23 protein-coding genes are annotated in these 24717 nt (G+C 61.4%); 9 read left to right on the forward strand and 14 right to left on the reverse strand.

Annotation, left to right across the window (positions count from 1 at the left end; all coding sequences use genetic code 11):
• Positions 1-118: 118 nt before the first annotated feature.
• Together J1G34_RS08855 and lgt are read right to left on the reverse strand one after the other, a co-directional pair.
• Positions 119-952, reverse strand: a complete 834-nt coding sequence (locus tag J1G34_RS08855) for a thymidylate synthase (RefSeq protein WP_065893867.1) — start codon at positions 950-952, stop codon at positions 119-121.
• Positions 953-1003: 51 nt separating this feature from the next.
• Positions 1004-1816, reverse strand: coding sequence for a prolipoprotein diacylglyceryl transferase (lgt, locus tag J1G34_RS08860; RefSeq protein WP_065887069.1), 813 nt, complete (start codon positions 1814-1816; stop codon positions 1004-1006).
• Positions 1817-2032: 216 nt separating this feature from the next.
• On the opposite strand from lgt, the gene J1G34_RS08865 reads away from it, so the two are divergent.
• The gene (locus J1G34_RS08865; protein ID WP_222993826.1) at positions 2033-2779 is read left to right on the forward strand and encodes an NRDE family protein; all 747 of its coding nucleotides are present in this window, start codon (positions 2033-2035) and stop codon (positions 2777-2779) included.
• A gap of 127 nt (positions 2780-2906) precedes the next feature.
• Here the strand turns inward: J1G34_RS08865 and ptsP are convergent, their stop codons facing one another.
• A complete protein-coding gene (ptsP, locus tag J1G34_RS08870; protein ID WP_065887067.1) occupies positions 2907-5186 on the reverse strand; it encodes a phosphoenolpyruvate--protein phosphotransferase in 2280 nt (759 codons plus the stop codon).
• 22 nt (positions 5187-5208) lie between these two features.
• On the reverse strand, positions 5209-5688 hold the full coding sequence (locus J1G34_RS08875; protein WP_053128161.1) for an RNA pyrophosphohydrolase: 480 nt from the start codon (positions 5686-5688) through the stop codon (positions 5209-5211).
• A gap of 143 nt (positions 5689-5831) precedes the next feature.
• On the opposite strand from J1G34_RS08875, the gene J1G34_RS08880 reads away from it, so the two are divergent.
• Positions 5832-6488 carry a histidinol-phosphatase gene (locus J1G34_RS08880; RefSeq protein WP_065893869.1) on the forward strand — a complete coding sequence of 219 codons (657 nt, stop codon included), beginning with the start codon at positions 5832-5834 and terminating at the stop codon, positions 6486-6488.
• Positions 6489-6594: 106 nt separating this feature from the next.
• On the opposite strand, the gene J1G34_RS08885 is transcribed toward J1G34_RS08880, so the two are convergent.
• Complete coding sequence (locus J1G34_RS08885; RefSeq protein ID WP_065897661.1) at positions 6595-7008, reverse strand: DUF2269 family protein; 414 nt, start codon at positions 7006-7008, stop codon at positions 6595-6597.
• Between the two features lie 40 nt (positions 7009-7048).
• On the reverse strand, positions 7049-8563 hold the full coding sequence (gene ilvA, locus J1G34_RS08890; protein ID WP_065893871.1) for a threonine ammonia-lyase, biosynthetic: 1515 nt from the start codon (positions 8561-8563) through the stop codon (positions 7049-7051).
• 137 nt (positions 8564-8700) lie between these two features.
• Between ilvA and rpiA the strand changes: the two genes are divergently transcribed.
• The gene (gene rpiA / locus J1G34_RS08895; RefSeq protein WP_065893872.1) at positions 8701-9372 is read left to right on the forward strand and encodes a ribose-5-phosphate isomerase RpiA; all 672 of its coding nucleotides are present in this window, start codon (positions 8701-8703) and stop codon (positions 9370-9372) included.
• A 114-nt stretch (positions 9373-9486) separates the two neighbouring features.
• Here the strand turns inward: rpiA and J1G34_RS08900 are convergent, their stop codons facing one another.
• The 4 genes from J1G34_RS08900 to J1G34_RS08915 all read right to left on the reverse strand — a co-directional run bounded on the left by J1G34_RS08900 (position 9487) and on the right by J1G34_RS08915 (position 13754).
• The gene (locus J1G34_RS08900) at positions 9487-10395 is read right to left on the reverse strand and encodes an SdiA-regulated domain-containing protein (protein WP_065887062.1); all 909 of its coding nucleotides are present in this window, start codon (positions 10393-10395) and stop codon (positions 9487-9489) included.
• Between the two features lie 120 nt (positions 10396-10515).
• The gene (locus tag J1G34_RS08905) at positions 10516-11442 is read right to left on the reverse strand and encodes an SdiA-regulated domain-containing protein (protein ID WP_065887061.1); all 927 of its coding nucleotides are present in this window, start codon (positions 11440-11442) and stop codon (positions 10516-10518) included.
• A gap of 229 nt (positions 11443-11671) precedes the next feature.
• Positions 11672-12337, reverse strand: coding sequence for a fumarylacetoacetate hydrolase family protein (locus tag J1G34_RS08910; RefSeq protein ID WP_065887060.1), 666 nt, complete (start codon positions 12335-12337; stop codon positions 11672-11674).
• A 22-nt stretch (positions 12338-12359) separates the two neighbouring features.
• Entirely contained in the window at positions 12360-13754 is a 1395-nt protein-coding gene (locus J1G34_RS08915; protein WP_065893874.1) for an FAD-binding oxidoreductase, read from the reverse strand.
• Between the two features lie 205 nt (positions 13755-13959).
• Here J1G34_RS08915 and serA point away from each other — a divergent pair, with 205 nt between their 5' ends.
• Positions 13960-15189: a phosphoglycerate dehydrogenase gene (gene serA, locus J1G34_RS08920; protein WP_003176761.1), complete on the forward strand. Its 1230-nt coding sequence runs from the start codon at positions 13960-13962 to the stop codon at positions 15187-15189.
• A gap of 255 nt (positions 15190-15444) precedes the next feature.
• Here serA and J1G34_RS08925 read toward each other — a convergent pair whose 3' ends face one another.
• Positions 15445-15885, reverse strand: coding sequence for a DUF4399 domain-containing protein (locus J1G34_RS08925; protein ID WP_065887058.1), 441 nt, complete (start codon positions 15883-15885; stop codon positions 15445-15447).
• A gap of 134 nt (positions 15886-16019) precedes the next feature.
• On the opposite strand from J1G34_RS08925, the gene J1G34_RS08930 reads away from it, so the two are divergent.
• Positions 16020-16499 (forward strand): transporter substrate-binding domain-containing protein, encoded by a 480-nt coding sequence (locus tag J1G34_RS08930; protein ID WP_065936948.1) that lies wholly within the window; start codon positions 16020-16022, stop codon positions 16497-16499.
• 80 nt (positions 16500-16579) lie between these two features.
• Here the strand turns inward: J1G34_RS08930 and J1G34_RS08935 are convergent, their stop codons facing one another.
• The gene (locus tag J1G34_RS08935; protein WP_104505048.1) at positions 16580-17212 is read right to left on the reverse strand and encodes a 2OG-Fe(II) oxygenase; all 633 of its coding nucleotides are present in this window, start codon (positions 17210-17212) and stop codon (positions 16580-16582) included.
• A gap of 131 nt (positions 17213-17343) precedes the next feature.
• Between J1G34_RS08935 and J1G34_RS08940 the strand changes: the two genes are divergently transcribed.
• The gene (locus J1G34_RS08940) at positions 17344-18096 is read left to right on the forward strand and encodes a DUF2059 domain-containing protein (protein WP_065893877.1); all 753 of its coding nucleotides are present in this window, start codon (positions 17344-17346) and stop codon (positions 18094-18096) included.
• A gap of 105 nt (positions 18097-18201) precedes the next feature.
• Here J1G34_RS08940 and bipL read toward each other — a convergent pair whose 3' ends face one another.
• Positions 18202-19137, reverse strand: a complete 936-nt coding sequence (bipL, locus tag J1G34_RS08945) for a phospholipase BipL (RefSeq protein WP_065897670.1) — start codon at positions 19135-19137, stop codon at positions 18202-18204.
• A gap of 99 nt (positions 19138-19236) precedes the next feature.
• Between bipL and J1G34_RS08950 the strand changes: the two genes are divergently transcribed.
• Together J1G34_RS08950 and J1G34_RS08955 are read left to right on the forward strand one after the other, a co-directional pair.
• On the forward strand, positions 19237-19812 hold the full coding sequence (locus J1G34_RS08950) for a DUF6436 domain-containing protein (RefSeq protein WP_065893878.1): 576 nt from the start codon (positions 19237-19239) through the stop codon (positions 19810-19812).
• Positions 19813-19839: 27 nt separating this feature from the next.
• Entirely contained in the window at positions 19840-22194 is a 2355-nt protein-coding gene (locus J1G34_RS08955; protein WP_222993828.1) for a penicillin acylase family protein, read from the forward strand.
• A gap of 555 nt (positions 22195-22749) precedes the next feature.
• Here the strand turns inward: J1G34_RS08955 and J1G34_RS08960 are convergent.
• Positions 22750-23760: a GlxA family transcriptional regulator gene (locus tag J1G34_RS08960; protein ID WP_222993831.1), complete on the reverse strand. Its 1011-nt coding sequence runs from the start codon at positions 23758-23760 to the stop codon at positions 22750-22752.
• A gap of 271 nt (positions 23761-24031) precedes the next feature.
• On the opposite strand from J1G34_RS08960, the gene J1G34_RS08965 reads away from it, so the two are divergent.
• A complete protein-coding gene (locus tag J1G34_RS08965; RefSeq protein ID WP_057723418.1) occupies positions 24032-24673 on the forward strand; it encodes an HD domain-containing protein in 642 nt (213 codons plus the stop codon).
• The last annotated feature ends 44 nt before the right edge of the window (positions 24674-24717 follow it).

Raw genomic sequence — 24717 nt, forward strand, 5'->3', positions numbered from 1 at the left:
CGAATCAAAATGTGGGAGGGGGCTTGCCCCCGATAGCGGTGTGTCAGTCAGAATATCTGCTACTGACACACCGTAATCGGGGGCAAGCCCCCTCCCACATTTTTGACCGAGACAAGCTTTAGATCGCGACTTCAGCCTTGATGCTCGGGTCCGCGTCATAGCCAACGATTTCGAAGTCTTCGAACTTGTAGTCGTAGATCGATGCCGGTTTACGCTTGATCACCAGTTCCGGCAGCTTTTTCGGCGTGCGCGCCAGCTGGGTGCGGATCTGTTCCATGTGGTTGCTGTAGGCATGGGTATCGCCGGTGGTGACGATGATCTCGTGGGGGATCAGGTCGCACTGCTGCGCCAGCATGTGGGTGAGCAACGCCAGCGCGGCGGTGTTATAGGGCAGGCCGAGGAAGACATCGGAGCTGCGGATGTACAACTGCATCGACAGGTGGCCGTCGTGCACGAACGCCTGGTAGAGCAGGTGACACGGGGGCAGCGCTTGCTTGCCGTTACGCGCATTTTCCTGGGGGCTCTTGGTTTCGTCCGGCAGGTATTCGACGTTCCAGCCGTGGAACAGGATGCGGCGGCTGTTGGGGTTGGTCTTGAGCGTGTGAACCATGTAGTCGATCTGGTTGATCGTGCCGCCGTCCTTGGTGGGCCAGGCGGTCCACTGCTCGCCGTACACCGGGCCCAGGTCGCCGTCTTCGGTGGCCCATTCGTCCCAGATGCGCACGCCGTTTTCGTTGAGCCACTTGATGTTGGTGTTGCCGCTCAACATCCAGATCAGCTCGTTGGCAATGCTTTTGAAGTGCAGCTTCTTGGTGGTCAGCAGCGGGAAGCCGTCGGCCAGGTTATGCCGATACTGGCGGGCGAACACGGCCTTGGTGCCGGTGCCGGTACGATCGCCCTTGGTCAGGCCATTGGTCACGACGTCGTGCAGGAGTTCGAGGTATTGCTTCATGTGATTACCCGTATCGTTGAAGCCAGGACCTCCTGGTCCTGGCATTCGAATTTAAAGCGCGGCGTTCTTCAGCGGTTGCGGACGGTTGTATGCCCACCACAACAGGCCCAGGCCCGCCAGGATCATCGGAATACTGAGGACCTGGCCCATGGTCAGCCAGCCCCACGCCAGGTAGCCCAACTGCGCATCCGGCACCCGCACGAACTCGACGATGAAGCGGAAGATCCCGTAGAACAGCGCGAACATCCCGGAAACCGCCATGGTTGGGCGAGGTTTACGTGAAAAGAGGTAGAGGATGAGGAACAGTGCCACACCTTCCAGGGCGAATTGGTACAGCTGCGACGGATGGCGCGGCAGTTGCGCCGGGTCGCTGAACGGCGGGAACACCATGGCCCACGGCACGTCGGTGGGCTTGCCCCACAGCTCGGCGTTGATGAAGTTACCGATGCGCCCGGCGCCCAGGCCGATGGGCACCAACGGTGCGACGAAGTCCATCAACTGGAAGAACGACTTGCCGTTGCGCCGGCCGAACCACCAGGCGGCGATCATCACGCCGACAAAGCCGCCATGGAACGCCATGCCGCCCTTCCACACTTCGAAGATCAGCGTCGGGTTGGCGATATACGCCGACAAATCGTAAAACAGCACATACCCCAGGCGCCCGCCGACGATTACCCCCATCGACATCCAGAACACCATGTCGGAGAGCTTCTCCTTGGTCCAGGTCGGGTCGAAACGGTTCAGGCGCCGGGAAGCCAGCAGCCAGGCACCGCCGATGCCGATCAGGTACATCAACCCGTACCAGTGGATTTTCAGCGGACCGATGGCCAGGGCCACCGGATCGATCTGCGGGTAAGGCAGCATTGCGACTCCTCGTTAAACATTTAGTCATGACGCATCGGACCATGCCGATGCGCGATTAAGCCTGCGTTACAGCTGCGAGATCAAATTAAGAAGTTCACATACACACCCAACGGCCCGGCATGTTAACGGATGGAAGGTGCGCGGCCCAACTTCGTTGCGATGGAACGCTCGCAGTTGTGTGGGTAGAGTGAGGAAAAACACATAAGGGATCGCCCGATGTGCCTGATTGTCTTTGCCTGGCGGCCGGGCCATGCCCAGCCGCTGATCGTCGCGGCCAACCGCGATGAGTTCTACGCCCGGCCCAGCCTGCCCCTGGCGCAATGGCCGGATCTACCCCAGGTCTATGCCGGTCGCGACCAGGAAGCGGGCGGGACCTGGCTGGGGGTTAACGCCGACGGGCGCTTTGCCGCACTGACCAATATCCGCGACCCGCACCAGCCACCGTCACGCAAGTCCCGTGGCGAACTGGTGGCGCGTTTTCTCAGTGGTTCGCTGTCGATTGACGACTATCTGGCCGATGTTAATGGCCGCTCGATTGAATACGCCGGGTTCAACCTGCTGGTGGGCACACCGGACCAACTGTGGCATTACAACGCCAACGAGACCACGCCGACGCGGTTGAAGGCCGGCGTGTACGGTTTGTCCAATGCCGGGCTGGATACGCCCTGGCCGAAGTTGCTCAAGGCCAGGGCCGCACTCGCAGACATCCTCGACGATCCGCAGCCACAAGCGTTGCTGGATATCTTGAGCAACCCGCAGACCGCACCGTTCGCCGAGCTGCCGGATACCGGCGTCGGCCTGGCGACGGAGAGCCTGTTGTCGAGCGTATTTATCGCCAGCCCCAGTTACGGAACACGGGCGAGCACGGCGCTGATTGTGAATGCCGACGGCACGCGGCGGATGGTGGAGCGCAGTTTCGGGCCGCAGGGTGGCCGCTTGGGCGAGGTCGAACTCAATTTCTGAACACACTGAAAATCAACTGTGGGAGGGGGCTTGCCCCCGATTGCGGTGTATCAGTACCAGATACTCTGACTGACACACTGCTATCGGGGGCAAGCCCCCTCCCACAATTGGATGTTCATTGGCAGGTCTAAAGGGTTTTCGCAGAAGCCGGATTGATCATTCGGGTCAGCCCCAGATTCTTCAGCGCCAATTGCAGCGAGCTGTGGATAACCTGCGGGTTGTCGATGGTCATCAGCTCGGCCAGCAAATCCTTGGCCATGCTCAATTCAACCTGACGCAGCATCCACTTCACTTTCGGCAAGTTGGTGGCGTTCATCGACAGGCTGTCAAAGCCCATCGCCATCAACAGCACCGCCGCCGCCGGGTCGCCGGCCATTTCCCCGCAGATACTCACCGGCTTGCCTTCGGCATGGGCGTCGCGTACGACGTGTTGCAGCGCTTGCAGCACGGCCGGGTGCAGGTAGTCGTAAAGGTCGGCGACCCGTGGGTTGTTGCGGTCCACGGCCAGCAGGTACTGGGTCAGGTCGTTGGAGCCCACGGACAGGAAGTCCACCTGCCGCGCCAGCTCCTTGGCCTGATACACCGCCGCCGGAATTTCGATCATCACGCCGATCGGCGGCATCGGCACGTCGGCGCCTTCGTCGCGCACTTCGCCCCAGGCGCGGTGGATCAGGTGCAGGGCTTCTTCCAGCTCGTGGGTGCCGGAGATCATCGGCAGCAGGATACGCAGGTTGTTCAGGCCTTCGCTGGCCTTGAGCATGGCGCGGGTCTGCACCAGGAAAATTTCAGGGTGGTCGAGGGTGACGCGAATACCGCGCCAGCCGAGGAAGGGGTTGTCTTCCTTGATCGGGAAATACGACAGTGACTTGTCGCCGCCGATATCCAGGCTGCGCATGGTCACCGGCAACGGATGGAAGGCTTGCAGTTGCTCGCGATAAATCGCCAGCTGCTCCTTCTCACTCGGGAAACGCTGGTTGATCATGAACGGCACTTCGGTGCGGTACAGCCCTACCCCTTCCGCGCCGCGCTGCTGCGCACGGGCCACATCGGCCAGCAGGCCGGTGTTGACCAGCAGTGGCACACGGTGGCCGTCGATGGTCACGCACGGCAGTTCACGCAAGGAGTCCAGGCCCAGCGCCAGCTGTTTCTCTTCCTCGACCACTTCGGCGTATTGCTTGCGCAGCAATTCGCTGGGGTTGGTGAAGACTTCGCCGCGATGGCCATCGACGATCATGTCGATACCATCCACTTTGGAATACGGCAGGTCCACCAGGCCCATCACCGTCGGGATGCCCATGGCACGGGCCAGGATCGCCACGTGGGAGTTGCCCGAACCCAATACCGAGACCAGGCCCACCAGTTTGCCCTCAGGCACTTCGCCGAGCATGGTGGCGGTCAGTTCTTCGCTGATCAGGATGGTGTTGTCGGGGTAGACCAGGTTGGTGGTGCGGTCTTCCTGCAGGTAGGCGAGCAGACGGCGACCCAGGTCGCGTACATCCGAGGCACGTTCGCGCAGGTAGGCGTCGTCCATCATTTCGAAACGGTTGACGTGATCGGTGACCACCTGGCGCAGTGCACCCTGGGCCCACTGGCCGGTCTTGATCACGGTCTTGACTTCGTTACCCAGGGACGCGTCGTCCAGCATCATCTGGTAGACATCGAACAGCGCACGCTCTTCGGGGCGCAACTGGGTCGCCAGCTTGGTCGACAGGTTGCGCATGTCGGCGCGCACGCCTTCCAGGGCGGTCTTGAACAGTTTGATCTCAGCGTCGATGTCATCGACGGTCTTGTCCGGCACCACGTCGAGGTCGGCCGGTGGCAGCATGACCACGGCGGTACCCACGGCGGCACCCGGCGAACCCGGCACGCCGACGAACTTGGCTTCCTGGATGCCCTTGCCCTGGCGCCCCAGGCCGCGAATCGAGCCGGTGGCCTCGGCGTGGGCGATAACCCCGGCGAGCTGCGCGCTCATGGTCACCAGGAAGGCTTCTTCACCTTCGTCGAACTGACGGCGTTCTTTCTGTTGGATGACCAGTACGCCGACAACGCGGCGGTGGTGAATGATCGGTGCACCGAGGAACGAGGCGTAGCGTTCTTCGCCGGTTTCGGCAAAGTAGCGATAACGCGGGTGATCGGCCGCATTTTCAAGGTTCAGGGGTTCTTCACGCGTCCCCACCAGGCCCACCAGACCTTCATTGGGCGCCATGCTGACTTTGCCGATGGAGCGCTTGTTCAAGCCCTCCGTGGCCATCAGCACAAAACGGTTGGTCTCGGGGTCCAGCAGGTAAACCGAGCAGACCTGGCTGCCCATGGCTTCCTTGACGCGCAACACAATAATCCCCAACGCCGCCTTGAGATCCTTGGCGGAGTTAACTTCCTGGACGATCTTGCGCAGCGTATTGAGCATGGCTCGGGGTCGAACTCCGTCGTCAGTCGCGCGATAAAAGGCGCGGGGCAAGCTCTTTGAGAGCGCGACGATAAACCTCGCGCTTGAATGTCACCACCTGGCCCAGCGGGTACCAATAACTGACCCAGCGCCAGCCATCGAACTCCGGTTTACCGGTCAAATCCATCCGCACCCGCTGCTCATTGGAGATCAGGCGCAGGAGAAACCACTTCTGCTTCTGGCCGATACACAGCGGTTGGCTGTGGGTACGCACCAGGCGTTGCGGCAAACGATAGCGCAACCAGCCACGGGTACAGGCCAGAATTTGCACATCTTCGCGCTCAAGGCCGACTTCTTCGTTCAACTCACGGTACAAGGCGTCTTCAGGGGTTTCATCGGGGTTGATCCCACCTTGAGGAAACTGCCAGGCATCTTGGTTGATTCGGCGAGCCCATAGCACCTGTCCGGCATCATTCGTGAGAATAATCCCGACATTAGGACGGAAACCATCGGGGTCGATCACGGCAACAACCTCGCAAACGCATATCACCGCATTGTTCCACAAAGCTTCCTCCAGCGGCAACGAGGCTTCTTACCTTATGTGCACTCTTGTGAAAAGACCGTATTCTGGACGCCTTTTTACAGACTTTTCAGCGAGTAACTGCAATGCGCCTGGCTTTATTCGACTTGGACAACACCCTGATCGGCGGTGACAGCGACCACGCCTGGGGCGATTACCTGTGTGAACGCGGGATTCTCGATGCGGTGGCCTACAAGGCCCGCAACGACGAGTTTTATCAGGACTACCTGGCCGGCACGCTGGACAACGCCGCTTACCTGAACTTCTGCCTGGAAATCCTCGGCCGCACCGAAATGGCTCAGCTGGACGAATGGCACAACGACTATATGCGCGACTGCATCGAGCCGATCATCTTGCCCAAGGCGCTGGAACTGCTGGCCAAACACCGCGCCGCCGGCGACAAGCTGGTGATCATCACCGCCACCAACCGTTTCGTCACCGCGCCGATTGCCGCACGCCTGGGCGTTGAAACCCTGATTGCCACCGAATGCGAGATGGAAAATGGCCGCTACACCGGACGCAGCACCGATGTGCCGTGCTTTCGCGAAGGCAAGGTGACGCGTTTGAACCGTTGGCTGGAGGAGACCGGGTATAGCCTGGAGGACAGCTACTTCTATAGCGACTCGATGAATGATTTGCCGTTGCTGGAGCAGGTGACGCACCCGGTGGCGGTGGACCCGGACCCCAATCTTCGTGCTGAGGCTGAACGGCGCGGCTGGCCGGTGATTACGCTGCGCAGCTGACCCCCCAACCCTGTAGGAGCGAGCTTGCTCGCGAAAAACCTGAGAGCGCCGCGTGCATCCAGGATACCCGCGTCATCGTTGACGTTCTTCGCGAGCAAGCTCGCTCCTACACGGGCTTGGCCCCCATAAGCCCGGCAATCGCCACAAACCCCACCAGGCTCACCACCGCGAGCACCACAGTGAAATTCAGGCTGCCACCCTCGCCTCTACGCAAGCGATTAAGCCGCGCCACCAGCCAGAACCATGCCAGCGCCGCCACGGTGTAGAGAATGCTGGAGCCCAGAATCCAGGTTTGCCCCAGCGGCCAGCCAGTCAGGTGCACCAGCCACCAGCCGGTGAACGGCATGCTGAGCAGGCAAATGCCCATCAGCAGCCACACAAATGCCCACGGCCGTTGCATAGTCACCGCCGGCCCGGCGCTGCGCTTGCGCCAGGCCAGTACCGCCAGGCCGAGGCCGCTGAGCAGCAGCAACACGGTGGCGGCGATGTGGATAACCTTGAGGGTGGTCAGCGTTTCCATAGTCTCGATTCCTTGAAGGCCGCTCAGTCAGCTTAGTCGCTCAACCGAGGAACAACTGGTAGGCCGGGTTTTCGCTTTCATCCCAGTACGGGTAGCCGATTTCCGCCAGGGCCGCCGGCACCAGGTGGCGCTCGTCCGCCGGCACTTGCAGGCCGGCGACCACACGGCCATCGGCCGCGCCGTGGTTGCGATAGTGGAACATCGAGATATTCCAGCGCCCGCCCAGTTTGTTAAGAAAGTTGAACAACGCCCCCGGCCGTTCGGGGAACTCAAAACGAAACACCAGCTCGTCGCTGACCTTGGCGGCGTGACCACCCACCATATGGCGGATATGCAGCTTGGCCAATTCGTTTTCGGTCAGGTCCAGCACCGGGAAACCCTGGTCCGTGAGGCTTGCGATCAACGCACTGCGCGGATCGTTTTCCGGGTGGGTCTGCACGCCGACGAAGATGTGGGCCTCGCTGCCGGTGTGATAGCGGTAGTTGAATTCGGTAATCTGGCGCTTGCCCACCGCCTCGCAGAACGCCTTGAAGCTGCCCGGCTTCTCGGGAATGGTCACGGCGATGATGGCTTCGCGGCCTTCACCCAGCTCGGCACGTTCGGCTACATGGCGCAGGCGGTCGAAGTTGACGTTGGCGCCCGAATCGATGGCGACAAAGGTCTTGCCGCTGACGCCGCGGGTCTCGACGTACTTCTTGATCCCGGCGACGCCCAACGCACCGGCCGGCTCGGTGATGGAGCGGGTGTCGTCGTAGATGTCCTTGATCGCTGCACAGATTTCATCGGTGCTGACGGTGATCACTTCATCCACATAGTCTTTGCAGATGTCGAAGGTGTGCTGGCCGATCTGCGCCACCGCCACGCCATCGGCGAAGATGCCCACGGTCGGCAACACCACACGCTCACCGGCGGCCATCGCCGCTTGCAGGCAGTTGGAGTCGTCCGGCTCGACGCCGATGATCCTGATCTCCGGACGCAGGTATTTCACGTACGCCGCGATACCGGCGATCAGCCCGCCGCCGCCCACCGGTACGAAGATCGCATCCAGCGGCCCGGGGTGCTGGCGCAGGATTTCCATCGCCACCGTGCCCTGCCCGGCAATGGTGTGCGGATCATCGTAGGGGTGAATGTAGACGTAGCCTTTTTCATCGACCAGCTTGAGCGAATAGGCCAGCGCCTCCGGGAAGGAATCGCCGTGCAGTACCACTTTGCCGCCACGGGAGCGCACGCCTTCGACCTTGATTTCCGGCGTGGTCTTGGGCATCACGATGGTCGCCTTGACCCCCAGCACCTTGGCCGCCAGGGCCAGGCCCTGGGCATGGTTGCCCGCCGAGGCGGTGACCACGCCGCGTGCGCGTTCTTCGGCACTGAGCTGGGTCAGTTTGTTGTAGGCGCCGCGAATCTTGAACGAGAACACCGGCTGCAAGTCTTCGCGCTTGAGCCAAATCTGATTGCCCAGCCGCTCGGAAAGCTGGCGGGCAGTCTGCAAGGGTGTTTCTACGGCAACGTCGTAAACGCGCGAGGTGAGGATCTTTTTGACGTAGTGTTCAAGCATCGGCAGGCATCTACTTCGGGGGTTGGGCAGGACCACGGAGTCTAACCCGGCTTTTGGCCGGGAGACCACACGAATCCCAAGGTTTGTTGGGGTATACTCGCCGCCCTCGATAACTCCCCGCCCGCTCCGGAGCCCGCATGACCCAGGATCAACTCAAACAGGCAGTGGCCCAGGCCGCCGTCGATTTAATCCTTCCCAAACTCGACGACAAGAGCGTCGTCGGTGTCGGCACCGGCTCCACTGCCAACTGCTTTATCGATGCGCTGGCCCAGCACAAAGGCGCGTTCGATGGCGCCGTGGCCAGCTCCGAAGCGACCGCCGCACGCCTTAAAGGCCATGGCATTCCGGTGTACGAGCTCAACACCGTGAGCGACCTGGAGTTCTACATCGACGGCGCGGACGAAAGCGATGAACACCTGAACCTGATCAAGGGCGGCGGCGCAGCCCTGACCCGCGAGAAAATCGTCGCGGCCGTGGCCAAGACCTTCATTTGCATCGCCGACGCCAGCAAGCTGGTGCCGGTACTCGGTGCTTTCCCGCTGCCGGTGGAAGTCATCCCGATGGCCCGCAGCCACGTGGCCCGCGAGCTGGTGAAACTGGGCGGCGACCCGGTGTACCGCGAAGGCGTGCTGACCGATAACGGCAACATTATCCTCGATGTGTTCAACATGCAGATCACCCACCCGGTGGAGCTGGAGACGCAGATCAACGCCATCGTTGGCGTGGTCACCAACGGCCTGTTCGCCGCACGTCCGGCGGATGTGCTGCTGCTGGGCACCCCGGAAGGCGTAAAAACCCTCAAAGCCTAAAGACACCACAACTCCAATGTGGCAGTTCCAATGTGGGAGGGGCAAGCCCCCTCTCCCATTTGGTATGTGCTCCACGCTGGATTTATGTAACACAGCGTGCAGTGGATGTTCTGATCAGGGCTTTTTGAACACGTAGAACAGGTTCGGCTCACTGACCAGATACAGCGTGCCCTCGTCGTCCATGGCGATGCCTTCGGCCTGGGGCACACGCTTTTTCAGGCCGTGGCGCCCGTTGAGCAGCGACAGACTGCTCAGCGGGCGACCGTCGATGTCCAGCTCCAGCACCAGGAATGACTCATCCGACAGCGCCAGCAAATGGCCGCTGCGCTCATCGTATTGCAGGCTCGACAGGTCGCGCACAAACAGCCCGGCATCGCGCTTGGGGTTGTTGATCACGTGTACCGAGTAGGTTTTTTCCGCTTTGAAATGGGGAAAACCGTGGACTTCGTAAATCACCATCGGGTCGCGTTCCTTGGCGACAAACAGGCGCTTGCCCACCGAGTCATAGGCCAGGCCCTCAAAGCCCTTGTTGCTGCCAATGTGCACGCCCAGGGTCATCTGCTCCGCATCGGCCGCATCGAGAAACTGGGTGTCGTCATCCACATGCACCTTGATCAGCCGCTGCTGGCGCTCGTCGCTGATCACATAGATGTTGTCGCTGATGAACTCCACCGCCTCGGCATCGCCAAAACCCACCAGGGGAATCCGCCGCAGGATCTTGCCCTGCAGGGACAGCTCGACCAACTCGGCGTTTTTATTGGTGACGGTAAACAGGCTTTTGCGCACGGGGTCGTAGGTGAGGGCCGACACATCGTCGTCGAGCCCCTCGATCACCTGGCCCTCCAGGGACACGCGGTAATCGGCCAGGCCTATGCTGCGTTCATCGGCGGGCTGATGCCACACCCGCCAGTTGAACCAGGCACGTTCGAACAGACGAAACTGTTGCGCAACGACCCCGGCGGCAACCAGGGCAATCAGAATCAGGATGACTAAAGCGGGTTTGGGGCGGGCAAGTCGACGCATCGGGGCGGGCTCAGTGAAAAAACTGGCGAATAGATATCAAGGTCGCCTGAATTTAAACTTAAACGCGCTCGGATGCCTGTCGAATGCCGCTATTTGAGAAATGCCTGACGTAAACGTACGTTATTTCTGTTTCTCAAAACGATAAAACAGATTCGGCTCACTGACGATATACAGCGTACCGCTCTCGTCCATGGTCACGCCTTCGGCACGCGGGATGGTGTCCTTCAGGCCGTTGAAACCGCCCAGCAAGGTCATGAAGCTGACTTGCTCACCCTTCTCGTCCAGCTCCAGCAACAGGTGGGAGTCGGCCGACAGCACCAGCAGATGCCCGGTACGCGGGTCGACAGCCAGCGCCGAGAGGTTGCGCATATCAAGCTCGGTGCTGGCCAGTTTTTGCTTGTCGCCTGCCAGGGTCTGGCTGCCATCGCTTTTCCAGGTGAACAGCGCCGGTGGGCGCTCTTCGCCCAGCACGAGCTGCTGGTTGCGCTTGTCCCAGGTAATGGCTTCGAAGGCTTTGTTCTGGTCCTTGGACGGGCCGAGGTCATAACTGGGGAAATCGGCCTTGTTCAACGCCGTGGTGCCTGCATCGACCTTGATCAGGGTCAGGCTGTGCTGGCGCTCATCGACCACGGCCATCAGGCCGTTTTCCATCACCGTCACGCCTTCCGGGTTGTTCCAGCCATTGAGCGGCATCTTGCGCAGCACATCGCCTTGCAGGCTCAGCTCCACCAGGAACGGGTTCTTGCCCATCACGGAAAACAGGGTTTTTGTCTGGGGGTTGTAGGACAGGTCCGAAGCCTCATCTTTCTCCATACCGGGCAGCAGCTTGGCGTCGATGACCACGCGATAGTCCGGCAGCCACACACTTTCCCGGCGTTCGGCCGGGCTTTCAAAACCCTCCAGCACCCACAGCACACCCCGATCGTCCCAGTGCATGGCCCAGGCGATGCCATACAGGATCGCACCGGCCAGGAACACCCAGGAATACCAGCGCATGGTCAGGCGCGAGCGAAGCGTAGGTTTGGAGGTGGGCAGAGGCACGGCCATGGGGCGCTTTTTTCCGGAAAGTCAGCGGTAGGGAATAGCACAGGATCGGGATTATCCGGGTGACGTGTGAAAAAAATGCAAAAACACCGGTTTTGGCAGATGTACACAATCAAATGTGGGAGGGGGCTTGCCCCCGATAGCGGAGTGTCAGCCACAGATTTGCTGGCTGACACACTGCAATCGGGGGCAAGCCCCCTCCCACATTTTGCCGCACTTCGTCATGAAAAAATCAGCGCACCACGCTTTCGAAGCGGTTCACGCCCGACAACTCCAGCACCAGCTTGTCACCGACATTCAGCGGCCCGACGCCCGCCGGTGTGCCGGTCAGGATCACGTCACCGGCCTGCAGCGAGAAGCAGCCGGCCATGTGCTGGATCATCGGCACGATCGGGTTGAGCATCTGCGCACTGTTGCCGTTCTGACGCACTTCGCCATTGATGGTCAGGCGAATGCCGATATCGGTCACGTCGGCGAACGTGCTGCTCACCACGAAAGGCGCGATCACCGCTGCGCCGTCGAACGACTTGGCGATCTCCCATGGCAGGCCCTTGGCCTTGAGCTCCGCCTGTTTGTCGCGCAGGGTCAGGTCCAGGGCCGGGGCGAAGCCGGAGATGGCGTCCAGCACTTCTTCGCGGCTTGGCTTGTTCGACAACGGCTTGCCGATCAGCACCGCGATCTCCGCTTCGTAATGCACTGAACCGCGCTCGGTTGGAATGGCGAAACCGCCTTCGAGCGGCACCACGCAACTGCCCGGCTTGATGAACAGCAGCGGCTCGGTGGGTACCGGGTTGTCCAGTTCCTTGGCGTGCTCGGCGTAGTTACGCCCGATGCACACCACTTTACCCATGGGGAAGTGGATGTTGGTGCCGTCGACGTACTTGTGCTGGTAGCTCATGAAACGACTCCTTCAGGGGCGGTTAAACAGCGAAGATCTTGCCAGGGTTCATGATCCCGTTGGGGTCGAACACGGCTTTCACTGCTTTCATGTATTCGATTTCAACCGGCGAACGGCTGTAGGTCAGGTAATCGCGCTTGGTCATGCCCACGCCGTGTTCGGCGGAGATCGAGCCGTTGTACTTGGCGACGGTCTCGAACACCCACTTGTTCACGGTGGCGCACTTGGCGAAGAACTCGTCCTTGCTCAGGTTTTCCGGCTTGAGGATGTTCAGGTGCAGGTTACCGTCGCCAATGTGACCGAACCAGACGATTTCGAAATCCGGGTAGTGTTCGCCGACGATTGCGTCAATTTCGCCGAGGAACGCCGGCACCTTGGAAACGGTGACCGAAATATCGTTCTTGTACGGCGTCCAGTGGGAAATCGTCTCGGAGATGTACTCGCGCAGTTTCCACAGGTTATGCAGCTGGGTTTCGCTCTGGCTCATCACGCCGTCCAGCACCCAGCCCTGCTCGACGCAGTGCTCAAAGGTTTCCAGGGCGTGATTGGCGACTTCTTCGGTGGTGGCTTCGAATTCCAGCAGTGCGTAGAACGGGCATTCGGTTTCGAACGGCGCCGGCACATCGCCACGGCCGAGGACCTTGGCCAGGGCCTTGTCGGAAAAGAATTCGAACGCGGTCAGGTCGAGCTTGCCCTGGAAGGCGTGCAGCACCGGCATGATCGAGTCGAAGTCGGTGGTGCCAAGCACCATGGCCGTGAGGTTTTTCGGCGCACGGTCCAGGCGCATGGTGGCTTCCACCACAAAGCCCAGGGTGCCTTCGGCGCCGATGAACAGCTGGCGCATGTCGTAGCCGGTGGCGTTCTTGATCAGGTCGCGGTTCAGTTCCAGCACATCGCCCTTGCCGGTGACCACTTTCATCCCGGCCACCCAGTTGCGGGTCATGCCGTAGCGAATCACCTTGATCCCGCCGGCATTGGTGCCGATATTGCCGCCAATCTGGCTGGAACCGGACGATGCGAAATCCACCGGGTAGTACAGGCCGTGTTCTTCAGCGACGTTCTGCAACTGCTTGGTGACCACGCCCGGCTGGCACTTGGCGGTGCGGTCGGTGAGGTTCACGTCGAGGATCTGGTTCATGTAGTCGAACGACACCACCACCTCGCCATTGGCCGCAACGGCCGCCGCCGACAGGCCGGTGCGCCCGCCGGATGGCACCAGCGCCACCTTGTGGGTGTTGGCCCAACGGACGATGGCCTGCACCTGCTCGGTGGTCTTGGGGAACACGATGGCGCATGGCGCGGGCGCGAAGTGCTTGGTCCAATCCTTGCCGTAAGCCTCCAGGGAGTCGGCGTCGGTCAGCACTTTGCCGGGCTCAACCAGGGTCTTCAGCTCATCAATCAGGGCAGGATGGGTCATCGACAGAACTCTCGAACAATTCATGGTCATCCTGAGAACGCTTCACGTCGCAGGAATAGGTGTTTAGCGGGGCGCGTATGCTAGCATACCGCCCCCGCAGGACAGAGCCCAAGGGCGTTTCTGCGGTGACGGCTTTCCTGCCGTCCGGGTCAGCTTGCGCTGCTCGATTCCCTGCCATTTTTCTCCGGGATACAGGTTTACGCAGATGAGCAAGACTTCTCTCGATAAGAGCAAGATCAAGTTCCTTCTTCTGGAAGGCGTCCACCCATCGGCTGTCGACGTTCTGAAAGCCGCCGGGTACACCAGCATTGAGTACATCACCAGTTCTCTGCCGGAAGCCCAGCTCAAGGAAAAGATCGCCGACGCGCACTTTATCGGCATTCGCTCCCGCACTCAGCTGACCGAAGAGATCTTCGACCACGCCAAGAAACTCGTGGCCGTCGGCTGTTTCTGCATCGGCACCAACCAGGTCGACCTCAACGCGGCGCGCGAGCGCGGTATCGCGGTGTTCAACGCACCCTACTCCAACACCCGTTCCGTTGCGGAGCTGGTGCTGGCCGAGGCCATCCTGCTGCTGCGCGGTATCCCCGAGAAGAACGCGTCCTGCCACCGTGGCGGCTGGATCAAGAGCGCGGCCAATTCCTTCGAAATTCGCGGCAAGAAGCTGGGGATCGTCGGTTACGGTTCGATCGGCACACAGCTGTCGGTACTGGCAGAAGGCTTAGGGATGCAGGTGTTCTTCTACGACACCCTGACCAAGCTGCCGCTGGGCAACGCCACGCAAGTGTCGAGCCTGACCGAGCTGCTGGGCATGTCCGACATCGTCACCCTGCACGTTCCGGAAACCGCCGAGACCCAGTGGATGATCGGCGAGAAGGAAATCCGTGCGATCAAGAAAGGCGGGATCCTGATCAACGCCGCACGCGGCACGGTGGTCGAGCTGGACGCCCTGGCCGACGCGATCAAGGACAAGCACCTGATCGGCGCCGCCATCGACGTGTTCCCGGTGGAGCCACGCTCCAACGACGACATCTTCGAAAGCCCGCTGCGCGGCCTGGACAACGTGATCCTGACCCCGCACATCGGCGGCTCCACCGCTGAAGCCCAGGCCAACATCGGCCTGGAAGTCTCGGAAAAGCTGGTCAAGTACAGCGACAACGGTACCTCGGTATCGTCGGTCAACTTCCCGGAAGTGGCCCTGCCGGCTCACCCTGGCAAGCACCGTCTGCTGCACATCCACCAGAACATTCCGGGTGTGATGATGGAGATCAACAAGGTCTTCGCGGAAAACGGCATCAACATCTCCGGTCAGTTCCTGCAGACCAACGAGAAGGTCGGCTACGTGGTAATCGACGTCGACGCCGAGTACTCGGACCTGGCGCAAGAGAAGCTGCAGCACATCAACGGCACGATTCGTAGCCGCGTGTTGTTCTAACGCTTTAAACGCTGCACAAAAAAGGGAGACCCGGCGGGTCTCCCTTTTTTTCGCCTTTTGATCGTTCCCACGCTCTGCGTGGGAATGCCGCTCGGGACGCTCTGCGTCCTGCTCTCAGTGAATAACCAGGCACGTGCGAGATGGCGACGCGGAGCGTCACGGGATGCATTCCCACGCGGAGCGAGGGAACGATCAGTCTGCACAAAAAAATGGGAGACCCCGCCGGGGTCTCCCTTTTTTTCGCCTGGACAACGCTTACTTGACGTTAACCGTGATGACTTTCGAGGCAACCGTCGGGTTGAACTGCATGTGCAGCTTGTCGCCGGCCACCAGTTGCAAGGTGTGCTTGCCGGGGGTCAGGGTCAGCTCGGTCTCGGTCTGGGCCTTGCCGTAATGGATCACGGTGTCGGTGGCCGGGATCGGCAGTTTTGCATCCGGCAGTTCTTTCTGGTCGATCAGAAGGTGGTGATGGCCGGTGCCGGGCGTCTGATCGGTGGCCGGTGCCAGTTTCAGGCCTTCCATGCCGAATTTCACGGTAAAGGTTTTATCGACGGTGGCGCCGTCTTTCGGCGAAACGATAAACACCTTGGCACCTTCAGGTGGAGCGCTACGCGGGATACCGTCAGCGGCGGTCGCCAACATCGAAGCACCCAGCAACAGGCTGGCCAGGGTTGCACGGGACAAAAGGGCTTTCATTCGCTTCTCCAGTTTTTCTGTGAAATCTGTAGGGTTATGACAACTTCGCGGCAAATTGCTGTCCAAGGCACTCAACACCATAGCAAAACGATGCTGAACAGCGCCTCGTACATCCGAATTCCTTAGGAGTGACCATGCGCTTCTCGCCTGGCCTGTTACTGTTGCTTCCCCTTCTGAGCCCCTGGGCTCACGCCGAGCTGATCGACGACGTCAACGATCGCGGTGAACTGCGCATCGCCCTCGAAGCCAATACCCCGCCCTTCAATTTCAAGGAAGGCGACAAACTCACCGGCTTTGAAGTGGAGCTGGGCGAGCAACTGGCCAAGGAAATGGACGTTCGCTCCTCGTTTATCACCACCGATGATGCCGACCTGCTGAACGGCGTGGCGACCGGCAAATACGACGTGGCAATCAACCATATCGCTATGACTGCCGAGCTGAAGGATCGTTTCGATTTCAGCGCCGCGTATAACGACAAACCTGAACTGGCGATTCCGTTTCAGAAGGGCAACCCTGCGTTCAAGAGCAGCCTGGACGGGGCGTTGAAACGGGTGAAGGACGATGGTCGGTTAAAGGCGCTGGAAGAGAAGTGGCTCGACGGGGATACGCGATAACCCATGTGGGAGGGGGCTTGCCCCCTCCCACATTTTGTTCCAGGCAAGACTTGAGGGATGGATCGGAGCCTTTTGCCTGCTCAGAACGGCTCGTTGCCGCGCCTACGAAACCAGCCGGTCAGGGACAGGCGTTCGCGCGTGGCGGGCAGGACTTCGTGGGGCACCTCGCCCGACAGGAACACCACCAGGCTGCCACCGGCGGGCAGCACGTCATGTTCGATGCCGCCCTTGAGGTACATGCGCAACTGACCGCCGTGCTCGGGCAGCCAGGCGTCATTCAAATAGATCACCGCCGAGACCATGCGCCGGTCATCGTCGCGAAAACGGTCCAGGTGCTTGAGGTAGAACGCCCCGGGCGGGTACATCGCGAAGTGGCTTTCGAAGTCTTCCAGGCCGAGGAACAGGCCACGGTTCATCGCCAGGCGCAGGCTGTCCATCACGGCCATGTAGGTATCGCAGACGGCGGCGTCGCCCTCTTCCAGCCATTGGATATGATCGCCGCGAATCCCCTCGCGAATTTCCTGGGCCGGCCCGCGCCCCACGGCCGCCGGGGCCAGTTCACCTTCGGCCGCACGTTTACGGCACTCAGCCGCCAGCTCCAGGGTCAGAGCCTGGGGCAGAAAGGCGTTCTGCTGCGACCAGCCTTTTTCGGCCAGGTCGTCGACAATGCGTTGCAGCAGCGGGTGATCGAGGGGTATTTGCATGGCGCGCATAGTATCCATACGCCTGTGAATCCGACAGCGCCGTCGAGCGCCCGAATACACTTTAGTCAGGTGACTGATAGGACTTCTCGACAAATCCTACGCCCGACACGGACAATAGTGGCCGACTGACAGGAGTCCTTATGCGTCGTTTGTTTTTTTCCTTGCTGATGTTCTGCGTTTTACCCGCCTGGGCAGACGGCCATGACCAGTTGTACAAAGTCGCCGGCTGGGCCGAACAACGCGCGCACTTCAACGACGCCCTCACTGCCGCACAGCAGCGCTACCGCAACAGCCTGCCGCCGGCGGTGTACCAGGCGCTGGTGGACAACAGCAGCAAACGCTTCGCGGCCCAGGCCATGGACCAGCGTGCCGAAGCGCAATTGCGCAAGCACCTGGCGGACCCGAAACCGGCACTCGCGTTTTTCCAATCGCCCCTGGGCCGCAAGATTGTCGCCGCCGAGCTGCTCGCCACGCGTCGCGACCAATTGGCGAAAAACGCCCAGGGCCTGCCGAAAATCCAGGCCGACGCCACCCGCAGTCTGATCATCGGCCACTTGGCCCAGGCCCTGCCCGCGCGTGAAGCCGGCGCCGAAGTCAGCCTGGCGATTGCCGGCGTGGCGGCGGACAGCCTGAGCCAGATGATCCCCGGCCTGCTGGGCGGCGGTCAGGCCCAGGGCATGTTGAATGGGCAGCGGGAGCGCTTGATGCAGCAGATCGACAAGGATCTGAATAACACGCTGCTGTACGTCTATCGGGACTTGTCCGACCCGGAGCTGGAAGAGTTCGCGACGTTTGCCGAATCGCCGGAGGGGAAGGCGTATTACCAGGCGGCGCTGGCGGCCATCCGTGCGGGACTGGCTGTCGGCCAGAGCACCTCAAGCCTGGCGCAGTAATAAAATGTGGGAGGGGGCTTGCCCCCGATTGCAATGGATCAGCTACACATAAGTTGACTGACCCACCGCTATCGGGGGCAAGCCCCCTCCCACATTTGGATTGTGTTACTTCAGTTGCTGCGTAAGAAAATTGAAGTACTCCTCGCGAATCTCGGGGATCTCATTGGCCAAATGATGCCGGCCGCGCTTGAGCATCAACACCTCAGGCCGATCGAACTTACTGCGCAGCACCTGCAAGTTGTGCCGCCAATCCACCGTCATATCCTCCTCACCCTGCACGATCACTGGCCGCCGAACGCTGCGGGGTGCGGCTTCGATGCGTTTGATCCAGCACGCCAGCGCGCCCACCCAGGCGGTGGGCAGTTGGCGCGGCTGCAACGGGTCGGCTTCGAGAAAAGGCCTGAATGCCGGGTCGTTGGAGTTATCGCTGAAACGTCGCGCGATGCCTTTGACGAACGGGCGCAGCAGGTAATAGCTGAGCTGCGACCAACCCCAGGCTCGCGGACGTACCAGGGGCGAGAGTAGGAACGTCTTGCCCTGGGCCGGGCTTTCGTCGCCGTGGTTGAGCAGGTGGTCAACCACGATTGCGCCACCGGTGCTTTGCCCGAACAGGTGCCAGGGTTGCGGCAGTTGCAACGCCGCGGCTTCGGCGAACAAGGCCTGCACCACGTGCTGGTACACCGCAAAATCATCGATGCTGGCCCGTATGCCGCTGGACAAGCCATGGCCCGGCAGGTCGCAGGCGATCACCACAAAGCCCTGCTCCAGCGCCCAGTCCACGGCATGGCGATACAGCCCCATGTGGTCGTAGAAGCCGTGGAACATGAACATCGTTGCCACCGGCGCCGAAGGCCACCACACCTGCGCAACCACCTCGAACCCGGCCACCTCCATACGCCCCAGGCGGCTCACGGCCTTGCGGGCCGGCAGGTCCAACCCGTAGAACCGCTGGTACACCCGCGCCTCGGCTGACAGCGGCTGCGCATGCATCAGGGGCTGCAAGCTTTCACGCAGATGATCAGGGTCAAAGGTGACGGGCATAAAGGCTTCCAGACTGACGGCGAAGATGAATATCGAGCTGCGATATTCATCTGTCAGGACAAGCATGGCAAGCTACGCGACCCGCGAGGATACCTCTGAATGCGACAGCCCTACCGCACTGCCTTGTTCACCAGCCTGGTGCTGATTATCTGCGCCGGCGTGCTGTGGGCCGCGTATGACTGGTTCCAGGGCCGTTACCTGCGCGCCTTCAGCGAGCATACGGCGGTGTTTTCCGGGGATGCGCTGCAACTGCCTGCCGCACTCAGCGGCCCTGGCCCGATTCGCCTGGTGCACTTCTGGGACCCGGCCTGCCCGTGCAATGTCGGTAACCAGCAACACCTGGGTGAGCTGATCGAGCACTACGCGCCGCAAGGTGTCGAGTTCTATGCCCTGCAAAAAGCCGGCAGCCACGGCGCCCTGCCGGACAATCTGCGCCGAATGAAAACCCTCGAAGCCCTGCCCGGCGCCGACCAGGTACCGGCCAGCCCGGCCGTGGGTATTTGGGACCGTACGGGCAAGCTCGCGTATTTCGGGCCGTACAGCGAAGGGTTGACCTGCAATGCCGGCAACAGCTTTATCGAGCCGATCCTCAAGGCCCTGCAAGCCGGGCGCGAAATCAACGCCACGCACACCCTGGCGGTGGGCTGCTATTGTTCGTGGCCTGAGCAACCGTAGTCTGTCCATTCTGGGTAAGGAAAGTCGATGAAGCGTGTCTTGCTGGCTCTCGTGGTGCTGGTTGTGCTGGTTGCCCTCGGCGCCGGCGGGTATGTCTACAGCAAGCAACCCAGCCGCCAGGGCACGGTCACGCTGGCGCACCTGCAAGGCTCGGTCACCGTGCGCTACGACGACCGTGGCGTGCCGCATATCCGTGCCGAGAACGAAGCCGACCTGTACCGCGCGCTGGGCTATGTGCATGCCCAGGACCGGTTGTTCCAGATGGAAATCATGCGCCGCCTGGCCCGTGGCGAACTGGCCGAAGTGCTGGGGCCCAAGCTGCTGGAGACCGACAAGCTGTTTCGCAGCCTGCGCATTCGCGAGCGTGCCCTGAGCTACGTCGAGCACATGAACCCTGACTCGGACGCCTGGAAGGCCCTGCAAGCCTATCTGGACGGGATCAATCAATACCAGGCCAGCCACGCCAGCCCGATGGAGTTCGACGTACTGGGCATTCCCAAGCGGCCCTTCACCGCCGAGGACTCCATCAGTGTCGCCGGGTATATGGCCTACAGCTTCGCCGCAGCCTTTCGTACCGAACCGGTGCTGACTTACGTGCGCGACCAGTTGGGCAGCGACTACCTCAAGGTGTTCGACCTGGACTGGCAACCCAAAGGCGCACTCAACCTGGCGGCGGCCGATTGGAACACCCTCGGCGCCCTCGCCCGCCTGAGCGAGCAGGCCCTGGCCGACAACGGCTTGCCGCAACTGGAAGGCAGCAACGCCTGGGCCATCAGCGGCAACCGTACCAAAAGCGGCAAACCGTTACTGGCCGGCGATCCGCATATTCGCTTTTCGGTGCCGTCGGTGTGGTACGAGGCTCAGCTGTCGGCGCCCGGCTTTGAGTTGTATGGCTATCACAACGCGCTGGTGCCGGTGGCGTTCCTGGGCCACAACCTGGATTTCGGCTGGAGCCTGACCATGTTCCAGAACGACGACCTCGACCTGATCGCCGAGAAGGTCAACCCGGCCAACCCCAACCAGGTCTGGTACCACGGCCAGTGGGTGGACATGAGCAGCAGCGAACAGCAAATCCAGGTCAAGGGCCAGGCCCCGGTCACGCTCGTCCTGCGCCGCTCGCCCCACGGCCCGATCGTCAATGACGTGCTCGGTGAACAGGCCGGTGCCACGCCGATTGCCATGTGGTGGGCGTTCCTCGACACAGAGAACCCGATCCTCGAAGGCTTCTACCAGCTCAACCGCGCCGACACCCTGGCCAAGGCACGCGCAGCGGCGGCCAAGGTATCGGCGCCGGGCCTGAATATCGTGTGGGCCAATGCCAAAGGCGATATCGGCTGGTGGGCGGCGGCGCAGTTGCCGATACGCCCGGCCGGCGTCAACCCGGGGTTCATCCTCGACGGCAGTACCGCCCAGGCCGATAAATTGGGCTTCTACCCGTTCAGCGCCAACCCCCAGGAGGAAAACCCGGCGCGCGGCTATGTGGTCTCCGCCAATGCCCAGCCGGCATCGCCCAGCGGCATGGAAATCCCCGGCTATTACAACCTCGCCGACCGTGGCCAGCAGTTGAATGCGCAGTTGAGCGACAACCGCGTGAAATGGGATGTGAACAATAGCCAGGCCCTGCAACTGGGCACCACCACCGCCTTTGGCCCGCGACTGCTGGCGCCGCTGTTGCCGGTGTTGCGCGAGGTGGTCACAGACCCGGCGCAGTTGAAGCTGGTGGAACAACTGGCAAGCTGGACAGGCGACTACCCACTGGACTCGACCAGCGCCACCCTGTTCAACCAGTTGCTGTTCAACCTGGCCGATGCGACCTTCCACCCGAAACTGGGCGACGCCCTGTTCAAGACGCTGCTCGGCACCCGCGTGATCGACGCCGCCCTGCCCCGCCTGGCCGCCACCGCGGATTCGCCATGGTGGAATGGCACGCGGGCCGACACGGTCAAGCGGGCCTGGGACAACAGCCTGGCGCATCTGAAAGCCACCTTCGGCGATGACCCGTCCCAGTGGCAGTGGGGCAAAGCGCACACCCTGACCCACGGCCACCCGCTGGGCATGCAAAAGCCATTGGACAAACTCTTCAACGTCGGTCCCTTCGCGGCACCGGGCAGCCACGAAGTGCCGAACAACCAGACCGCCATGATCGGCCCGGCACCCTGGCCGGTGACCTACGGCCCTTCGACCCGCCGCCTGATCGACTTCGCCGACGCGGCCCATGCCCTGACCATCAACCCGGTGGGTCAAAGCGGCGTGCCGTTTGATGCGCACTACAGCGACCAGGCACAAACCTATATCGAAGGCGGGTACGAGCAGGCGCATTTCAGTGAAGAAGAAATCACGGCGAATACCCGTGGCACCTTGAAACTGTTGCCTGCCAGATAACCGAGTATCACTGGGTCAAAATGTGGGAGGGGGCTTGCCCCCGATGAACATAGGTATCTACACAACTCTGTAGCGCTTAACCCTAACCACGATGCGAAGCGAGCCGCTCTTGATCTGCTTTTGATCCTAGGCGCCCCGTTAAACCACGCTGGCCGAACGCAGGCTTGAATCCGTGGGTAACCCGGCAGGACGCCGGGTTAGCCGCACTGGGCCATGGATGGCCCATTGCGGCGGCCCACGGATTCAAGCCGGAGAGAGGGCACACCGAGCCTAGGCGAGGTGACGAGTGGTGGGGCAAGAGCGTTTTGCTTACTTTTGCGCTTTTCAAAAGTGAGCCGCCGTAAGGGCGGAACCCTAAGTGGCCGTTACCGCAGAAACGGATATGTACTCGTTCCAATCCAACATCCTGGTCGGCCAGAGGCCGCCATCGGGGGCAAGCCCCCTCCCACAGTTCGACCTCGGAGCGTCAGGTAGATACGCGCTAGCTCCCTCGCCATAGGAGCGGTGTCGCACCAAAATTGTGTAGATACCTATGCCCCGATGAGGGAGTGTCAGTCAGCACATGTGTGACTGACCCACCGCCATCGAGGGCAAGCCCCCTCCCACATTTACGGCAAAGTTGAGCCTGAACTGCTGCGGCGTCACGCCCAGCCGGCGGTTGAACACACTGCGCATATGCTGGGCATCGCGAAACCCGCATTGATAGGCCACGGTCTTCAGCGGCGCATGAGTGCTTTCGAGCATCACCCGCGCCGCGTCCACGCGCGCCCTTTCGACAAATTCCGCCGGCGTGATCCGCGCTTCACGGGCGAACACCCGGGAGAAATTGCGCGCGCTCATATTGGCCGCCCTGGCCAGGTCGGCAATGCTCAAATCCCCAGTCAGGTTCGCCAGCACGTACAACTGCACCAGCGCCACCGCCGAGGTGGCTTCGGCATGGGGCGTGAGGAACGGGCTGAACTGCGACTGGCCGCCCGAACGCTGGGTAAACACGACCAGGCGCTTGGCCACGCTCAATGCGACTTCCGGGCCATGGTCCTGGGCCAGCAGGTACAGCGACAGGTCGATCCCCGCCGTGACCCCGGCCGAGGTGTAGAGGTTGCCGTCCTGCACATACAAACGATCGGCCTCGACCTGGGCCGAGGGGCACAACCGGGCCAGGTCGGCGGCGTCGCCCCAATGGGTGGTGACGGTTTTACCGTCCAGCAGGCCGGCGCGGGCCAGCATGAAGGCGCCGTTGCAGATCGAGCCGAAGCGCTGTGCCCTGGCAGCGGCGCCGCGCAGCCAGTCATCAAAGCGGGGGCCGAAATCTTCAAAGGGCAACTGCGGACCACCGGCGACCAGCAGCAGGTCGTAGGCTTGCAGGGCTTCGCTGTAGTGCTTGTGCGCCTGCAAGGACAAACCGTTCGAGCACGCCATAGTGCCGTGGCCGAGGCCAATGACTTCCAGGCGGTAATGCGCTTCGGGCGCCAGGAAGCGGTTGGCCTCGCAGAACACATCCATCGGCCCGGTCACATCCAGTGACTGGACGCCGGGGAAGATCAGGATGGCGACGGTTTTGCTCATGGTCAGACACGCCTTTTTTCTAACTGGATAAACACAAATCCCCTGTGGGAGGGGGCTTGCTCCCGAATGCAGAATGTCAGTCACTGCATCTGGTACTGACCCACCGCTATCGGGAGCAAGCCCCCTCCCACATTTGGATCTTCGCAGGCACAACCCTAGCTGATTTGAGCATGGCACGATGTATAGCCAAATTGGCCGGGATCACTCCCTCGCCGCAATAGCCCTTGCGCGGGTGCACGACCAGACTGGAGCTTTCCAGAGGAGAGCCACCATGAGCACCACCATCGCCGGTATCAAAATCCCCGACAGCGCCCTGGCCAGGGCCACCACCGAATACATCCGCGACATTGAGTCGGACCTGCTCTACCACCACTCCCGTCGGGTATTCCTGTTCGGCGCTTTGAGCGGTGAGCGCAAGCAACTGGCCTACAACCCGGAGTTGCTGTACGTCGGTGCGATGTTCCACGATCTGGGTTTGGTTGAAGGTCATCGCAGTGACAACGAACGTTTCGAAGTGGACGGCGCCAACGCGGCCGCCGCCTTTCTCAAGCCGTATGGGCTGAGCGACGACGATATCGAACAGGTGTGGCTGTCCATCGCCCTGCACACCACGCCGGGCGTGCCGCAGCATCTGCGCCCTACCGTGGCGCTGGTCACCGCCGGGGTGGAGATGGACGTGCTGGGCATGGACTACGCCGCATTCAGCACCGTGCAGCGCGAAGCGGTGGTGCATGCGCATCCACGCGGTGAGGGGTTCAAGGAATGCATCATCTGCGCGTTCGCCGACGGCCTGCGCCATCGACCGCAAACCACGTTTGGCAACGTGAAGACCGATGTGCTGGTGGATCAGGAGCCGGGGTTCAAGCCGATGAACTTTGTCGAGGTGATTCGCCAGTCGCCGTGGTCAGCTTAACCAGCCTGAAATGCAATCAAATGTGAGAGGGGGCTTGCCCCCTC

The sequence above is a fragment of the Pseudomonas sp. Wu6 genome, assembly GCF_019891515.1.
GTDB classification, from domain to species: domain Bacteria; phylum Pseudomonadota; class Gammaproteobacteria; order Pseudomonadales; family Pseudomonadaceae; genus Aquipseudomonas; species Aquipseudomonas orientalis_A.

What these genes read in the sequence shown, in the direction of transcription:
- J1G34_RS08855 (WP_065893867.1), bottom strand. Translation starts at nt 952, where the DNA reads ATGAAGCAATACCTCGAACTCCTGCACGACGTCGTGACCAATGGCCTG.
- lgt (WP_065887069.1), bottom strand. Translation starts at nt 1,816, where the DNA reads ATGCTGCCTTACCCGCAGATCGATCCGGTGGCCCTGGCCATCGGTCCG.
- J1G34_RS08865 (WP_222993826.1), top strand. Translation starts at nt 2,033, where the DNA reads ATGTGCCTGATTGTCTTTGCCTGGCGGCCGGGCCATGCCCAGCCGCTG.
- ptsP (WP_065887067.1), bottom strand. Translation starts at nt 5,186, where the DNA reads ATGCTCAATACGCTGCGCAAGATCGTCCAGGAAGTTAACTCCGCCAAG.
- J1G34_RS08880 (WP_065893869.1), top strand. Translation starts at nt 5,832, where the DNA reads ATGCGCCTGGCTTTATTCGACTTGGACAACACCCTGATCGGCGGTGAC.
- J1G34_RS08885 (WP_065897661.1), bottom strand. Translation starts at nt 7,008, where the DNA reads ATGGAAACGCTGACCACCCTCAAGGTTATCCACATCGCCGCCACCGTG.
- ilvA (WP_065893871.1), bottom strand. Translation starts at nt 8,563, where the DNA reads ATGCTTGAACACTACGTCAAAAAGATCCTCACCTCGCGCGTTTACGAC.
- rpiA (WP_065893872.1), top strand. Translation starts at nt 8,701, where the DNA reads ATGACCCAGGATCAACTCAAACAGGCAGTGGCCCAGGCCGCCGTCGAT.
- J1G34_RS08900 (WP_065887062.1), bottom strand. Translation starts at nt 10,395, where the DNA reads ATGCGTCGACTTGCCCGCCCCAAACCCGCTTTAGTCATCCTGATTCTG.
- J1G34_RS08905 (WP_065887061.1), bottom strand. Translation starts at nt 11,442, where the DNA reads ATGGCCGTGCCTCTGCCCACCTCCAAACCTACGCTTCGCTCGCGCCTG.
- J1G34_RS08910 (WP_065887060.1), bottom strand. Translation starts at nt 12,337, where the DNA reads ATGAGCTACCAGCACAAGTACGTCGACGGCACCAACATCCACTTCCCC.
- J1G34_RS08915 (WP_065893874.1), bottom strand. Translation starts at nt 13,754, where the DNA reads ATGACCCATCCTGCCCTGATTGATGAGCTGAAGACCCTGGTTGAGCCC.
- serA (WP_003176761.1), top strand. Translation starts at nt 13,960, where the DNA reads ATGAGCAAGACTTCTCTCGATAAGAGCAAGATCAAGTTCCTTCTTCTG.
- J1G34_RS08925 (WP_065887058.1), bottom strand. Translation starts at nt 15,885, where the DNA reads ATGAAAGCCCTTTTGTCCCGTGCAACCCTGGCCAGCCTGTTGCTGGGT.
- J1G34_RS08930 (WP_065936948.1), top strand. Translation starts at nt 16,020, where the DNA reads ATGCGCTTCTCGCCTGGCCTGTTACTGTTGCTTCCCCTTCTGAGCCCC.
- J1G34_RS08935 (WP_104505048.1), bottom strand. Translation starts at nt 17,212, where the DNA reads ATGCGCGCCATGCAAATACCCCTCGATCACCCGCTGCTGCAACGCATT.
- J1G34_RS08940 (WP_065893877.1), top strand. Translation starts at nt 17,344, where the DNA reads ATGCGTCGTTTGTTTTTTTCCTTGCTGATGTTCTGCGTTTTACCCGCC.
- bipL (WP_065897670.1), bottom strand. Translation starts at nt 19,137, where the DNA reads ATGCCCGTCACCTTTGACCCTGATCATCTGCGTGAAAGCTTGCAGCCC.
- J1G34_RS08950 (WP_065893878.1), top strand. Translation starts at nt 19,237, where the DNA reads ATGCGACAGCCCTACCGCACTGCCTTGTTCACCAGCCTGGTGCTGATT.
- J1G34_RS08955 (WP_222993828.1), top strand. Translation starts at nt 19,840, where the DNA reads ATGAAGCGTGTCTTGCTGGCTCTCGTGGTGCTGGTTGTGCTGGTTGCC.
- J1G34_RS08960 (WP_222993831.1), bottom strand. Translation starts at nt 23,760, where the DNA reads ATGAGCAAAACCGTCGCCATCCTGATCTTCCCCGGCGTCCAGTCACTG.
- J1G34_RS08965 (WP_057723418.1), top strand. Translation starts at nt 24,032, where the DNA reads ATGAGCACCACCATCGCCGGTATCAAAATCCCCGACAGCGCCCTGGCC.